The 15,153-nt window shown below is 66.5% G+C and carries 12 protein-coding genes; 4 read left to right on the top strand and 8 right to left on the bottom strand.

Annotated features, from left to right (window positions below; genetic code table 11):
- Positions 1-17 precede the first annotated feature (17 nt).
- The 8 genes from OG716_RS12605 to OG716_RS12570 all read right to left on the bottom strand — a co-directional run bounded on the left by OG716_RS12605 (position 18) and on the right by OG716_RS12570 (position 10,838).
- The gene (locus OG716_RS12605) at positions 18-1,454 is read right to left on the bottom strand and encodes an aldehyde dehydrogenase family protein (protein WP_405137823.1); all 1,437 of its coding nucleotides are present in this window, start codon (positions 1,452-1,454) and stop codon (positions 18-20) included.
- Positions 1,454-3,160, bottom strand: a complete 1,707-nt coding sequence (locus tag OG716_RS12600) for a thiamine pyrophosphate-binding protein (protein ID WP_405137822.1) — start codon at positions 3,158-3,160, stop codon at positions 1,454-1,456. Before OG716_RS12600 ends, OG716_RS12605 begins: the two co-directional genes overlap by 1 nt.
- A 3-nt stretch (positions 3,161-3,163) precedes the next feature.
- Entirely contained in the window at positions 3,164-4,081 is a 918-nt protein-coding gene (locus OG716_RS12595) for an SDR family NAD(P)-dependent oxidoreductase (RefSeq protein ID WP_405137821.1), read from the bottom strand.
- A 9-nt stretch (positions 4,082-4,090) separates the two neighbouring features.
- Positions 4,091-5,914 carry a flavin-containing monooxygenase gene (locus OG716_RS12590; protein ID WP_405137820.1) on the bottom strand — a complete coding sequence of 608 codons (1,824 nt, stop codon included), beginning with the start codon at positions 5,912-5,914 and terminating at the stop codon, positions 4,091-4,093.
- 26 nt (positions 5,915-5,940) lie between these two features.
- The gene (locus tag OG716_RS12585; protein WP_405137819.1) at positions 5,941-7,323 is read right to left on the bottom strand and encodes an SRPBCC family protein; all 1,383 of its coding nucleotides are present in this window, start codon (positions 7,321-7,323) and stop codon (positions 5,941-5,943) included.
- Between the two features lie 27 nt (positions 7,324-7,350).
- Positions 7,351-8,199, bottom strand: a complete 849-nt coding sequence (locus OG716_RS12580; protein ID WP_405137818.1) for an SDR family NAD(P)-dependent oxidoreductase — start codon at positions 8,197-8,199, stop codon at positions 7,351-7,353.
- Between the two features lie 8 nt (positions 8,200-8,207).
- Positions 8,208-9,803: an SMP-30/gluconolactonase/LRE family protein gene (locus OG716_RS12575; RefSeq protein ID WP_405137817.1), complete on the bottom strand. Its 1,596-nt coding sequence runs from the start codon at positions 9,801-9,803 to the stop codon at positions 8,208-8,210.
- Positions 9,804-10,031: 228 nt separating this feature from the next.
- Positions 10,032-10,838, bottom strand: coding sequence for a FadR/GntR family transcriptional regulator (locus OG716_RS12570; protein WP_405137816.1), 807 nt, complete (start codon positions 10,836-10,838; stop codon positions 10,032-10,034).
- Positions 10,839-10,958: 120 nt separating this feature from the next.
- Between OG716_RS12570 and OG716_RS12565 the strand changes: the two genes are divergently transcribed.
- The 4 genes from OG716_RS12565 to OG716_RS12550 are packed head-to-tail and all read left to right on the top strand — an operon-like array spanning position 10,959 to position 15,103.
- Positions 10,959-12,107, top strand: coding sequence for an acyl-CoA dehydrogenase family protein (locus OG716_RS12565; protein WP_405137815.1), 1,149 nt, complete (start codon positions 10,959-10,961; stop codon positions 12,105-12,107).
- Positions 12,107-13,111: an acyl-CoA dehydrogenase family protein gene (locus OG716_RS12560; protein ID WP_405137813.1), complete on the top strand. Its 1,005-nt coding sequence runs from the start codon at positions 12,107-12,109 to the stop codon at positions 13,109-13,111. Before OG716_RS12565 ends, OG716_RS12560 begins: the two co-directional genes overlap by 1 nt.
- A 4-nt stretch (positions 13,112-13,115) precedes the next feature.
- Positions 13,116-13,898, top strand: coding sequence for an enoyl-CoA hydratase/isomerase family protein (locus tag OG716_RS12555; protein WP_405137812.1), 783 nt, complete (start codon positions 13,116-13,118; stop codon positions 13,896-13,898).
- The gene (locus OG716_RS12550) at positions 13,895-15,103 is read left to right on the top strand and encodes an acyl-CoA dehydrogenase family protein (protein ID WP_405137811.1); all 1,209 of its coding nucleotides are present in this window, start codon (positions 13,895-13,897) and stop codon (positions 15,101-15,103) included. The genes OG716_RS12555 and OG716_RS12550 overlap by 4 nt, the downstream gene beginning before the upstream one ends.
- Positions 15,104-15,153: the final 50 nt, after the last annotated feature.

Genomic DNA, 15,153 nt, shown 5'->3' with positions numbered 1-15,153 from the left:
GCTCCTGTCCGTCTATGTCACGCCTGTGCGTCCTCGGGCGCGTACCCGAGGATGCCCTTGGTCTCCAGGTATTCCTCGAAACCGAATTCGCCCCACTCCCGGCCGTTTCCGCTCTTCTTGTAACCGCCGAAGGGGCTGGAGAAGTCGAATCCGTCATTGATCGACACGTAGCCAGCCCGGATTCGGCGGGCGACCGCGCGCGCCTGGTCGAGGTCGGCTCCGGCCACATTGGCCGCGAGACCGTATTCGGTGTCATTGGCGATGATCACCGCGTGGTCGATATCGTCGTAGCCGAGAATGCTCAGCACCGGACCGAAGATCTCTTCCCGGGCGATGGTCATGTCATTGGTGACATCGGCGAAAACCGTCGGCCGCACGTAGAAGCCGCGCGTCAAACCCTGCGGCCGCCCCACACCGCCGGTCACCAGCGTGGCTCCTTCGTCGATACCCTGCTGGATCAGCGACTGGATTCTCTCGAACTGCGATCCGGACACCACGGGCCCCACTGCGGCCGCGCCGGTCGGGTCTCCCACGGTGACCTGTTCGGCTGCCGCACGGGAGAGTTCGACGGCCTCGGCCATCCGGGCTCGGGGAACCAGCATTCGCGTGGTGGCACTGCATGTTTGACCGGAGTTGAGCGTGACCGCCGCCACTCCCTTGCCGACATTGGCGGCGAAGTCCGCATCGTCGAGCAGGATGTTCGGGCTCTTACCGCCCAGCTCCTGGGTCACCCGTTTCACTGTGGGCGCGGCGTTGCGGGCGATGTCGATGCCGGCGCGGGTGGATCCGGTGAAAGAGATCATGTCCACGTCCGGATGCGCCGACAGCGGCACTCCGGCACCGGGCCCGTCGCCCTGCACCAGATTGAACACACCGGCGGGAACGCCTGCGGCATCGAGTATCTCGGCGAAGAGCTGTCCGGTGAACGGGGACCGTTCGGATGGCTTGAGCACCATGGTGCAGCCGGTGGCCAGCGCCGGGAACACCTTGACCGCGATCAGGCTCAGCGGCCAATTCCACGGGGTGATGAGTCCGCAGACACCGATCGGCTCCTTCACGATCAGGGTCCGGCCACGCCGCTCGCTGAAGACGTAGTGCTCGAGCACGTCGATCGCCTTCGCCAGATGCCCTGCCGCCAGATCCAATTGGAAGCCGTGGGCCAGTGCGGTCGGCGCACCCATCTCCTCGGTGAGCGCCGCGCCCAGCTCATCGCGACGTTTCCCGTATGCCTCGGCAATGCCGCGCAGCACCTCGATCCGCTCGGCTACGGCGGTCGAGGACCACGCCGGAAAGGCCTGCCGGGCCGCGGCCACGGCGCGATCGACATCGGTCCCCGTGCCCGCGGCGACGATGCCGGCGACCTCCTCGGTCGCCGGGTTGATCACCTCGAAGGTGTTCGATCCCGCCGGCTCCACCCACTGGCCACCGATATAGAACTTCGAATAGTCGCGCATCACTGCATTCCCTCCGCGTACCAGGTACGGAATTCGTCGTAGCTGGGCATTTCCTCCGAATTGGCCTTCGGATCGACGGCCACATGGATGACGCCCGGTTTGCCGCTGGCATAGGCCCGTTTGATGGCGGGTGCGATGTCCTCGTCCCGCTCGACGTATTCGCCGTAGCAGCCGAAGCCCTCGGCGACCTTGTCCAAGCGGGTCGCGGTGCTCCAGTGCACGCCGGTCTCGAGCGATCCCTGACCGAAAGTTCGCTTGTAGACACCGACTTCCAGACCCCAGGCGTAGTCCACGGCCACGACGCACACCAGCGGCAGATTCAAGCGCGCCGCCGTCTCGAGTTCCGCGATGTGGAACTGGAAGGACGAATCACCGGTGACGAGCATGACCGGTCGTTTGCCGCCGTCGGCGACGGAAGCGCCTACGGCATAGGGAAGCCCGGTGCCGAGATGCCCGAAGTTCTGATTCCAGATCACGTCGTGCGGTTTGGCCTGGGAGTAGGTCCACCCGAAGATGGTGGTGGCGCCGCCGTCCCGGACCATGATGCCGTCGGCCGGAAAGGCCTGGGTCGCTTCGACTATCAGCCGTGCGGGGTGCACGGGTGAGATGCCCGAGGGTGCGGAGGCCGCCAGTTCCGCGAGCCGGGTCGCGTCCTGCTCGATCCAGCGGCTCAGTTCCGGGGTGGGAGTGCGCGGCGTGTCCCGCAGGGCCGTGGTCAGCTGTGGCACGATCGCGCGCAGATCACCGACCAGCGGTACGTCGATAGGACGGTTCACGCCGATGGCCGTGGGGTCCTGCTCGATCATGATCCACTTGCGTGCGGCCTCGCCCGCGACCCAGTGCCGGCCACGGCCGTAGTGCACCGGTTCCCCGAGTTCGGTGCCGATGGCCAGGCACAGATCCGATGTCACCACCGCGTCCACCGCGGAGGGAGAGAAGCCGTACGGGAAGGTGCGGTCCTCCACGCCCTCGATATACGAAGTGCCGCCGGAGGTTTGGATGATCGGGCAGGCCATCTCCTCGGCCAGCGCCCGGACCGCCTGCCCGGCGCGGGAGGTGTGCACCCCGTGCCCGGCCAGCAGGATGGGCTGCTTCGCGGCGCGGATGAGCGCCGCCGCCGCGGCCACCACATCCGGTCCGGCGGTCTGACCCACCAGTCGGTACTTGCTCGGCGGCAAGGCCGGTTCGACGTCGAGTTCCTCCTGAATGACATGTGCCGGGTACTCGATGTAGACCGGCCCGGGCGTTCCGGACAGTGCCTTGCGCAAGCCCTCTCGAATGATCTCATCGGTCTGATCGGCGTATTCGATGCTCGCGGCGTACTTCACCGACGGTTCGAACAATCCCGACTGCTTCACGAACTGGATGCGGCCGCGCCGCACTCGCTGCTCGGTGATCCTGGAGCGCTGCCCGCCCAGGAAGACGACCGGCGAATTCTCGACCTTGGCGCACATCATGGCGGCCGCCAGATTCGCGACACCCGGGCCGAGTGTGCCGATGCAGACGGCGGCCTTGCCGGTCATGCGCGAGACGGCCTCGGCCATGAACCCGGCGGATTCCTCATGATGCGGTGCGACCACAGTCCAGCCGCGCTGCTCCGCGAGGTGGAACAGGTGCACGAAATTCGGGTCCGGAATGCCGAAGAGGGTATTGATGCCCTCTGCCTCGAACAGGTCCAGAATGCGTTCGTAGACTTTGACTCCCATAGGTCACTGCCCTTCCGTGGTCAAGGCGAAGCTCTTGACGATGTGGTCGATGTGTGCGGACGGGACGACCGGCAGAATCCAGTTGTCGCCGGTGGTGTCGCGAATGTCGTCGATCTGCTCGGCGATCTGTTCGATCGTCCACGACGGCTGATACACGCCGGGGGTCTCGCCGATGTAGGCGCGGGCCACGCGGCCCGCGATGGCGACCAGCATTTCGCCACTGACAGAACAGGTTTCGTGGGCCAGCCAGCCGACGGCCGGTGCCACCAGTTCCGGCTGCATGGGCGGGTAGGCGGAGGTGTCGATGCCCTCGGCCATGCGGGTCAGCGCGGCGGGCGCGATCACATTGGATTTCACACCCACCGGCGCACCCTCGAGTGCGATCACATTGGACAACCCGATCATCGCCGACTTGGCGGCGGCGTAATTGGCGACTTTCTGATTGCCGTACAGCCCTCCGATGGAGGAGGTGAGCACCACTCGCCCGTACCCGGCGTCGCTCATCTGCGGGAAGGCGGCCCGGACGATATGGAATGCGCCCCGCAGATGAACGTCCAGGACGGCTTCGAAATCCTCGAAGCTCAATTCCGTCAGTGATCCGGGGCGAACGGTGCCCGCATTGTGAATCAGAATGTCGATGCGGCCGTAGGTCTTCAGGGCCGTATCGATGATCGCCTGCCCACCGGCGGGGGTGGAGACCGAGTCGGTGGAGGCGACTGCTTCGCCACCGGAATCCGAGATGGCCCGCACCACCTCCGCCGCGACATCGGCCTCGAACAGGTCTCCTCGCATCGTGCCGCCGGGGTCGTTGACCACGACCTGCGCGCCGCGGGCGGCCAGCAGTTCGGCATAGGCGCGACCCAGGCCGCGTCCCGCGCCGGTGATGACGGCGACGCGATCATCGAATCGGAGTTGGGTCATGAACGCCCCCTACCGGCCGAGCGTCAGACCGGGCAGCTCACCGGTCGCGCGCCAGGCCTCCAGCAGATCCTCGAAGGCGTGGAAGCCCGGCCAGTAGGGCTCGCCCAGATGTGATCGAATCTGCTTCTCGCCCTCGTTGTTGTAGTAGCCGGGCGTGCATTCGCGCTGGAAGTTGGAATTGTCGACCGCGGTCTCCCGGACGGTGGTGCACCATGTCTCGACGGCCTCCGCGGTGGGTTCGACTGTGGTTGCCCCGGATTCGAAAGCGCGGGCCAGGATGTAGGCGATATGACCCGCCTGCTGATCGAACATATCGGTGGTGCTGGCGGTGATGCCGCCCTGAATGAATCCGGTGAAGAAGACGTTCGGGAAGCCGCGCGTGGTGAGCCCGTGCAGGGTTGTGTATCCCGCGACCCAGTGGTCGTAGAGCGAGAGACCCGCACGGCCGGTGAACGGTGCGATGCCGAGACGGCGGTCCAGATCGGTGGTGATCTCGAAGCCGCTGGCGAAGATGATGCAGTCCACCTCGTGCTCGACGCCGTCCGCGATGATGCCCGTGGCGGTGATGCGTTCCACGCCTTTGGTTTCGGATACGTCGACCAGGGTGACGTTCTCGCGGTTGTACGTCGGCAGGTACTCGTCGCTGAAGCACGGCCGCTTGCACAGGAAACGGTAGTAGGGCTTGAGCGCCGCCGCGGTCGCCGGATCGCGCACGATCTCGTCGACGCGCCGGCGCACCCGCTCCATCGCGCGGTAGTCCTCGATTTCGCGCAGCTCCATGAATTTCTCGGGAGTCAGCGTCGCCCAGCCGCCGGTGGCGGTCAGATGCGCCTCCAGATTGCGGCTGACCTCGGTCCAGCCGTCGCAGATCAGATCCGGTTGACCGGGCGCGAACGCCTCGAAGGCGGCGGTGTGGAAATTGCGCTTGCGCTCGCGGGTCCAGCCGGGCTGCAGCGAGGCGGCCCATTCCGGATCGGTCGGCACATTGCCGCGGTCATAGATATAGGAGGGCGTGCGCTGGAAGACGAACAGATGCTCGGCGGACTTCGCGATATGCGGAATCACCTGGATGCCACTGGCTCCCGTGCCGATCACCGCGACTCGTTTGCCGGCGAGTTTGTCCAGCCCGCCGTGCACGGTGCCGCCGGTGTACTCGTAATCCCAGCGGGCGCTGTGGAAAGTATGTCCCTGGAATTGCGTAATACCTTCGATGCCGGGCAATTTGGGCTTGTTGAAGGGGCCCTGCGCCATGATGACGAACCGAGCGCGAATATCGTCGCCTCGATTGGTTCCGATCCGCCAGCGGCCGATCGCCTCGTCCCACTCCAGCGATTTCACCAGCGTGCTGAAGATGGTGCGCTCGTAGAGATTGAAATGCTTGCCGATCCGCTGGGCGTGTTCGAAGCATTCGTCGCCGCGAGCGTATTTCTCCGACGGTATGTACCCGGTCTCCTCGAGCAGCGGCAGATAGCTGTAGCTGTCGGTGTCGACCTGGATCCCGGGGTATCTGTTCCAATACCAGGCTCCGCCGAAATCGCCGCCCAGTTCGATAATTCGGAAATCGGTGACACCGGCCTGTTCGAGCCGGGCTGCGGCGATCAGGCCCGCCCAGCCGCCGCCGAGCACGGCCACGCCGATCTCGGCGGTGATCGGTGCGCGCGGCACGACGGTCGTGTAGGGATCGGATTCGTAGAACTCGTCGAAGCCGTCCTCCGTGACCAGGTACTGGCCCTGGCCCTCGGTGCGCAGGCGCTTGTCGCGCTCGGCGAGATAGTGGTCCCGGAGTGCGGTCAGGTCGATCTCGGGAGTCTGGGTGGGCGCACAGTCGTGCATTCGAACTTCCTTGCTGGGGAGGGTGATCAGGCCAGGTCGCGGGGTTCGCCGGTGCCCATATACGCGGCGAGGTTGTGGTGCAGGTTCACGACGCTGCGTTCGCGATAGGGATTGGGTTTGGGGCCGGAGAACCCCCGGCTCTTCATGCCTCGCTGGACGGCGGCCATATTGTCGAAGTCCTGCGGCAGCACCGTGCGCCAGTTCGGGTCGCCCACCGGGGTGTACTCCCACTCGGTGGACGGTTCCTCGCCGGGCGGGAAGAGTTCGAAGACGGCGGCCTCGAAGACGCACTTGTCCGGATCGCGGCCATAGGGCCGGAACCGGTAGCAGAGCATATTGTTCAGCGCGTGGCCGATCTGGAAGTTGGGGAAGATCTGCCATGCGGTACCGGCCGCGGCGACGATGCCCGGATCGATCTTGGGCCAGACGACCCCGCGCGCCTCGTCCTCGGACCGGGCGGTGTCGAGCCAGTAGCGCAGTACCTCGGGAGCCGGTGTGCCCTCGGGCAATTCGTCCACCAGACGGTTCGCGACATCGACCAGCGTGCGAGTGGTGTTGGTATTGGCGTTCTCCCAGGTGAAGTTCTGCAGAATGGCCGTCGACACCCGGGCGTCGGGACCGCTGCCCAGGCGCACCTTGGCTTGGTTCTCCTCCATGCCCTTGGGTGCGTCGTAGCCGATATTGCTGTGCCTGCCCTGTGCTCGCGCCCAGCCCAGGAATTGACCGAAATTCATGAATTCCGGATGGGTGTAGGGCACGTGGTAGGTCTCCATGAACGCTTCGAAGGCGACTTTCCAATTGCAGTCGAAGGTCAGCCAGCGTCGCCACCGGTAGCGCATGTTCTCCAGTTCGAAATGCTCGAGCAGACTCGCCGCCGGTTCCAGGAATTCCCGCAGGGGTTCGCACTGCGGATCCATATTGATCCAGACCCAGCCACCCCAGGTGCCGACCTGCACGGGGTTCAGGCCGTCATTGCGTTCGTCCAGCCCGCAGGGCCAGTCCGCGCGCTCGGCTGCGAAGGTGTTGCGGCCCTCGAGGTCGTAGCGCCACCCGTGGAATCCGCAGACGAACTGTTTGCGGCTGCCGCGCGCATCGTGCGCGCCGGGCGGGGTGTCCACCAGCCGGCGGCCGCGATGGGCGCACACATTGTGGTGTGCGCGAATGGTGTCCGGTGCGGTGCGCACCACGATGATGGAGTCGTTGACGATCTCGTAGGTGAGGAAATCACCCACTCGCGGGATCTCTTCCACCCGGCAGACCTGCTGCCACACCTTGGCCCACAGCTTGTCGCCCTCGGCTCGGGCGTATTCGGGGGAGATGTAGGCCTCGACACCGATCGTCATCGGTGTCGAGAGCGGTTGTGCCGACGTGGAAGCGGTTCCGGTGCTGTGGTCGACGGCTTCGGTCATGACGTCCTCCTGATGGAAACCGTTGTGTCAGTGGGTGATGGCGGCGCGGAAGGCGTCGTCCTCGAGGAACAGGGAGGTGTGGTCGGCGCCGAGATGGGTCCACTTGAGATTCAGGCCGCCGTCCACCAGCAGGGTCTGCCCGGTGATGTAGCCGGCCAGCTCGGACAGCAGGAACAGGACCGCGCCCGCCTGCTCCCGGGGCCGGCCGCGCCGGCCCATGGCGATGGCCCGCCGATCCCGCTCGGGGTCCTCGCCGACATAGGCCCGGGACGCCGGGGTTTCGGTGACACCCGGTGCGATGGCATTGACTCGAATGTCGTACTGCGCCAATTCGACTGCCAGGGTGCGGGTCGCGGCGACCAGGGCCGCCTTGGCGGTGCCGTAGGCGATGTGGAACGGCGCGGTGTTCATGCCGCTGATCGACGAGATCGACACGATCGAACCCGGCAGTCTGTGTGTGGTGAGTTCCGCCGCCACCGCCTGGCTCATGAAGAACATGGTTTCCAGGTTCTGGGCGAACAGGGCGCGCCAGTCCGTACGGGTGACCCGGGTGGCGGGCATCCAGGTCGCCGGTGCGGCGCCGCCCGCCACATTGACCAGCCCGTAGAGCTCGCCTTCGGCGCGGCGGGCATGCGCGAGGACGGTGGCGATACCGTCGTCGGTCGACGCGTCGGCCGCCACCGCGATCACCGGAAGACCCTCGGCGGCAAGCGGTTCGATATGGGTGCCGAGATTCTCCTTCGACCGGCTCACCGCGACGACTGTCGCGCCGGCCTCGGCGACCATCCGTGTCACCGCCGTGCCGATTCCGCCACCGCCCGCACCGGAAACGATGATCACGCGCCCCTGTAGACCAGGAAAGCCATTGTGCCCCATGGCTTTACCTACTCGCTGAACCGCAGCGCCAAGACGCTGCCGTCGGCATCGGCCGAGAGATAGACAGTGCCGTCCGGTCCGGCGGCGATGCCCGCGAAGGGGCCCATCGGACCGGAGAACGGGGGAGTGCCGCGCAGCGGTTTGGCGACGATACCGGGCGGCGCGCCGACCGGGAGATTCGAGGCGAGCGTCCGGCGCACCCTGGTCTCGAGATCGACGCCGATCAGGGCCTTCAGTCCGACATCGACGATCAGTAATTGCTTGCCGCGCACCAGGATTCCCTGCGGCGTCAGGAGTCCGTCCACCACGGTGTCGACACCGCTGCCGCTGATCGAGACGACCCGCCCGGCCCCGGATTCGGAGACCAGGACGGCGCCGTCCGGGCCGAATGCGACACCCATCGGGGCGTTGAGGCCGGAGGCCAGCACCGACACCTGCTGCGCCCGGATCGAGAGCACGCGGCCGGTGCCGAGTTCCGCGGCGACGATCGTGCGGTTCGCGATCGCTGCCACACCGTAGAGCTGGTCGAACCCCTGGGCCACGACCTCGGTCTGTGCGTCCGGCCCCGGGCGATAGTAGGAGATCTCGCCGGTGGAGGTGGTGCACAGGAGTTCGCCCGGGCCGACGGCGGCGACGCCGCGCACGTAGCCCGGCGTTCCCGGACTGAAAAGCGAAGCGATCTGGTGCAATTCGCCCTCGCGCAGTACATAGAGGTAGGTGCCGTCCGCGAGGTAGAGGTTGCCGTCGTGTCCGACGGTCATATCGAGCGGCCACATGAGACCGCCCTCGAGGATCTCCCGGGTATCGCCGCCGGTGAGTATCTCGGTGATCTCGCCGGTGAAGCTCGAGACGAACAGTCGATTGCCGACGAAGGTGCAGTTGTCCAGGCCGGGCGCCATGCGCGCCAGTACCTGCTTGTCGCCGGTGCGTGGATCGATGCGCAGCACCTCGCCGGTCTGCACCTGGGTGGAGACGATGAAGCCCTCGGCGTCGAACTTGACCGAGTCCGGCACGCCGAGATCACCGGCGACGCGTTCAGGCACACCGCCGTCGGGGTCGATGCGCCAGATGTCGTTGGTGCCCATGACCGGGTAGTAGAGGAGCCCGTCGGGCCCGACCTCCATGGCGTTGGGCATCGGCAGGTTGTCCTGCAGGATGTGTGGCGCACTCCCGTCCAGCGGCAACTCCATGAGGCGGCCGCCGATCCGGCATTCGTTGACGAACAGCCGGCCGCGATGCACGGTGATGCCGTTGGCTCCGGGGACGTCGTCACGAATGACGCGGGTGCGACCGTCCTTGCCGCGCATGCTGACTCGCGCGTCCATGTACTCGGTGGCGATGAGATTGCCGTCGAGATCGAAGGCGATGTCGTCGGGGGCGATGATGTCGCTGCCCTTGGCGCTGATCGTTTCCAGATCGCCGGTGGTGACGTCGAGGGCGCTGATCGTACTGCCGGCGACCTGCGCCACGTAGATGCGATTGTCGGCCCCGGTGCGCAGACCGTTCGCCCCGAACAATCGGCTCGGTGGGGTGAGTCGTTCGATGCGTACCCCGTCGGCGAGGGTGATGGCTGTGGTGCTGCTGTAGCGCGCGCCCTGACTCAAGGCGGCCTCCCTGAACGGTGAGAACGTCGATGTGCGTGGCGATCTGCGCGACGGCCGGATCGAGCCGTTTTGTGAGGCAGGCCACTGGCTTGTGCAGGCCACAGTACGACAATCCTCATAAGGATAGCAATACTTGACATTTAGATCGCCGCGCACGAAAAAGCCTGGCCTGCGAAATGATTCGCGGGCCAGGCCGGGGAGCAGCTGAGGGAGAAGCGGTTCGGCGGCTCAGGTGCGCATGCCGCGACTCGATTGCATGGCCTGGCGCACCACGTCGGCTGAGGCATTGACGACGCCGTTGTCGAAACGATCCAGCACCAGTGTCTGGGTGGCGGCGAGGTGGACGCGGTAGAGGCGTTCGGCCTCGGCGTCATCTCCTGTCGCGATCGCTTCGGTAATTCGTACATGGGTGCGCACGGCTTCCGTGGAATCGGTCGGCGAGGGGTACTCACCACGCTGGGTGAGCACCTCGGCCCACGCTTCCTCCTGGGCTGACCAGAGCGCGACCAGGCTGCTCACGACGTAGCGCACCGTGGCATTGGGAGTGAAGGACACCACCAGGTCGTGGAATTCGCGTGCGGTGTGGGTGAATTCGATGCCCTCGCCGATCAGTGCCTCGCAGGCCGCGATATTGGCGTGCAGTGCCGGGACCACGATCTCGGCCCGGTCCTCGCGGCGCGCGCATTCGGCGGCGCACATCGGTTCCAGGGTGCGGAGGCCGGAGGCGAGATCTCCGAGGGTGACGCGCGCGCCCTGTAGTGCGAGTCCGAGGTGGTAGGCCGCCGAGGATTCGTTCGGCCGGTGCACTTCGGCGCCCCCGACATTGCCGCGGCGCACGGTGACCAGACCTTCGGTCTCGAGGATGCGCAAGGCTTCCCGGATCGAGGGGTAGCTGACTCCGAAGTCCTGAACCAACTGGTCCTGGGTGGGCAACCGGTAGTCGTCCTCGCCGGACAGGATGCGGGTACGCAGTTCCGCGGCAACGGTTTCCGCGATGCGGCGTTGCGGGATCCGGCCACGCCGGGGGTTGGTCACGCAGACCTCTTTCCTCCATCGTCACACACTGCCGCTGTTGTCGACCTCGCGAGTTTACCCACAGGCCGCTGACCATTCAAACATTGCTATCATTATGAGGATTGAAGTACTGTCCGCCGCATGGACTTCGAGATGGGCGAAGCCGCCACCGGCCTGCGCGGTGAGCTGCGCCGGTTGGTGGCGGCGGAGGTGCCCGCGGACTTCCTCGGCGCGTTCACCGACGATCCGGCCGATCTGGCTGTGGCCCAGCACTTTTGCCGTGTACTCGCCGATCGCGGTCTGCTGTGTGCGGCGTGGCCACCGGAGTTCGGCGGCCGCGATGCCTCGGTGTGGGAGCAGACCGTGGTCCGCGAGGAGATGTGGGCGCATCACGAGCCCCGCGGCGCGCAGTACATGGGTGTGAACTGGGTGGGCCCGGCGCTCATGCGGCACGGGAGCACAGCGCAGCAGAACCGACATCTGCCGCCGATCGCGCGCGGCGAGGTGATTTGGTGTCAGGGCTTCAGCGAGCCCGACTCCGGTTCCGATCTGGCGTCGTTGCGGACGGCCGCGCGTCCGGACGGGGACGGATGGTCGATCTCCGGTCAGAAGATCTGGACCTCCTACGCCCAGATGGCACAGTGGTGCTTCCTGCTTGCCCGCACCTCGAAGGAAGACCGAAAGCAGCAGGGCCTCACCGTTTTCCTGGTACCGATGTCCAGACCGGGTATCGAGGTCCGGCCGATTCGCTCGATGCTGGGGCCGCACCACCTCAACGAGGTGTTCCTCGACAATGTCCGGGCGACCGAGGCCGATGTGCTGGGACGGGTCGGGGACGGCTGGCAGGTGGTGCGGGAAGTCCTGGCCTTCGAGCGGGTCGGGATCGCCCGGTACGCCCGCTGCGAGCGGCTGCTGCACGCCGCGCCGGAGGTGCTCGGGCCCCAGCGATGGGACGAACTCGTGCCGCAGCTGCGCAGTGGATGGGCACGCATGCTCATCCACTGCCGGCGCGCCAGGCTGCTGGCCTATCAGGTCCTGGCGTTGCAGAACGAGGGTCGTATCTCGCCGAGTGACGCAGCGACCTACCGCATTGCGGTCACCCGGCTCGATCAGGACAGCGCCACCGTGCTTGCCGAGATCGCGACCGCCGCACCGGACGACGAACCCGGACGGCGCTACCGCCGCGCGATTGCGGACCACTGGCGGTATGCCCAGGCCTCGACGGTGGCGTCGGGGAGCATCGAAATGCAGCGAATCCTGTTGGCGCGGAAGATGTTGGAGGCCGCCTGATGGACGTACAACTCTCACCCGAGGCCCTCGAATTCGGGCGACAGGCCCGACGCGCCTTCGAACTCGCCGGCGGCGACGCCCTCCTGCAGCGCGCCGAACAACACCCGCACCTGCGACGAGAACTGATCGAACCGATCCTCGACAGCCTCGGCGCCTGGGACCTGGCACCCCGTCGCGACGCGGACGAGTTGGAAGCAGCGGCCGCCCTGTGCCGCAGCGCCGGCTACTGGGCTGTTCCCTATCCCGTGGCCGAGCGGATGGCCCGCCCCGACCACGCCGATTCCGGCGGCCGCGTCCCGGACGGACTGGTGGTCATCGCCGAACAAGACCCCCACGGACCGCTGACAGAACTCAACTTCCACTGGGCGGCAGTGACACTGGATGGCACGCTGGGCAACGTCGCAGTGACGCAGATGACTTCGCCGCCCCGCCAGACCGCCTTCAGTACGCCATTGGCGTGGCATCCAGTCGAGCAGACCGCCGCCGGGCCGGAGGAAGTCGCCGGTAGACGCGACGGAACGCTCGATCTGGCGCTGGCGCTGGTGCTGCCGTGCTGGGCACTGCTCGGAATGCTGGATCGGGCAATGGATCTCGCGCGAGCGCATGTACTGGTGCGGGAGCAGTTCGGGCGGCCCCTGGCGGAGTTTCAGGCGGTGCAGTTTCAACTCACCGATGCGGAGGTGGAGCGGCGCGGGGTCGACATGCTGGCCCGGTACGCGCTGTACGCAATCGCGTCCGGCAGTCCCGAGATGGTCGAGGACGCGCTGGCATTGCGGCTGGCGGCGCTCGAGGCGGCCGAGATCGTCTTCCGGGTGGCACACCAGTTGCACGGTGCGCTCGGATTCTGTGACGAGTCGCCACTGTCGTGGGTTTCGCGGTACAGCTTGCCATTGCGCAGATTCCCGCTCGGTATCGCCGCGACCGGGGAGTTGTTGAGCCGCCGGATCGGCCGACGAGGTTTGACCGGATTGTTCTCCGGGCCGGTAAATGTGAAGGGGGCGTAAGGACATGCAGTACGAACTGCCGGATGCGGTGTCGGTCCGGGTCGAAGGGCCGATCCGCGTGGTCGTGCTGGACCGGCCCGACGAGCTCAATGCCGTCGACGAGGACATGCATTGGGCGTTGGCCAATGTCTGGCGACAGCTGGCTGCGGATCACGAGGCTCGCGTCGTGATACTCACCGGAGCCGGGCCCGCCTTCAGCGCGGGCGGTGATCTGGACTGGATCACCTCGTTTCTCGAGGATCCGGCGGCGCGGAACGAAAGCATTCGGGAGGGAGCGCAGATCATCGAGGAGATGCTGCGATTCCCACTGCCGGTGATCGCCGCGATCAACGGTGCGGCAGTGGGATTGGGGGCGAGCCTCGCGATACTGAGCGATATCGCGTTGATCTCCGAGCGGGCATATCTCGCCGATCCGCATATCGCGGTAGGGCTCGTCGCCGGGGACGGCGGTGCGGCGTTCTGGCCGCTGCTCACCCCGATCCTGCGCACTCGGGAATATCTGTTCACCGGTGACCGCATCGACGCGCGGACCGCCGTACAGCTCGGATTGGCCAGCCGGGTCGTGCCGGACAACGAGCTGCTCCCCGCTGCGTATCGGCTGGCGGAACGTCTGGCAAAGCAACCGGTGCAGGCGCTGCGCAGTACCAAACAAGTGGTCAATATGTATCTTTCGCAAGCGCTGGCAGGTCCGCTGCAAGCGGGATTCGCGGCCGAAGTGGTCACCATGGAGTCCGCCGAACACCGGGAGCGGCTGCTGGCCCTGCGGCAGCGGGCGGCCACCCGATGACAACCGCCGGCGACCGAGTCGAGCTGACCGAATTCCGGGCCGAGGTGCGGGACTGGTGCCGCGCACACATTCCGCGCGATTGGCGGGCAACTCAGACCGTGGCGACCGGGGCCGAATTCGCTGCGTTCCAGCAGGACTGGTTCCAGACCCTGCGCGGTGCGGGTTATGCGGTGCCGCACTGGCCGCGCGAGTGGGGCGGCGGCCTGCCGATCCCACGACAGGTCGTGCTGTATCAGGAGCTCGCAGCCCACGACGCACCACGACTCGTGCTGGCGTTCGTGGCGATTCATCACGCGGCCGCGACCCTGCTCGCCGCTGGGACCGAAGCCCAGCGCAATCGTCACCTGCCCGCCATTCTCGACGGTGAGACCTGGGTGCAGGGTTTCTCCGAACCCGGGGCCGGATCGGATCTGGCCGCGCTGTCCACGACCGCGCGCCGCGACGGCGACGATTACGTGACCACCGGACAGAAGGTGTGGGCGAGCGGCGCACAGTATGCCGACTGGTGTCTGCTGCTGGCCCGTACGGACCCGAATGCGGCCAAACGTCACGGCATTTCGTACTTCCTGCTGGATATGCGAACGCCCGGTCTCGATGTGCGCCCGATCCGGCAGGCCACCGGCGAATCGCACTTCTGCGAGATCTTCCTCGACGAGGTGCGGATTCCCGCCGCCAACCTGATCGGTGCGGAGCATGCCGGCTGGCAGGTCGCGCAGCGCACCCTCGGTGCGGAACGCGGCCTGACCATGCTGGAACTGGCCGAGCGCCTCGGGAATGCCGGATTCCGTTGGCTACTCGAGTCGTGCGCGCAACCCGATCCGGGCGGCAGGCGGCCGATCGAGGATCCGGTGACACTGGACCGGCTGGCCATCTTCGAAACCGAGATCACCGGTCTGCGTGCGCTGTGCCTCGACCTGGTGGAACGCCACGACCGCGACACCGCCGGTCCGGCCGACGCCTCCATCGTGAAGTTGTACTACAGCGAATTGCTCCAGCGGATGACCGATTTCGGTGCCGAGCTCGGGGGAGTGGCAGCGCACAGTGTGCTGCGCAAGCCGATGTCGGGCGGCTGGGAGTCGGGGGCCTGGGTGCTGGACTTCATCGGATCCTGGGAATGGACCATCCCCGGCGGTACCAGCGAAATCCAGCGCACCATCATCGCGGAGCGCGGCCTCGGCCTGCCCCGGGAACCGGTCGTCCGATGATGATCGAAACAGCATGCCCTGACTCCGAATTCGTTGCACTGCATGCAGAG

This window comes from Nocardia sp. NBC_01388 (genome assembly GCF_045040085.1).
GTDB lineage: Bacteria > Actinomycetota > Actinomycetes > Mycobacteriales > Mycobacteriaceae > Nocardia.
The sequence above is the reverse complement of the archived record's forward strand: the minus strand, read 5'-3'. Positions and strand labels throughout refer to the sequence as shown.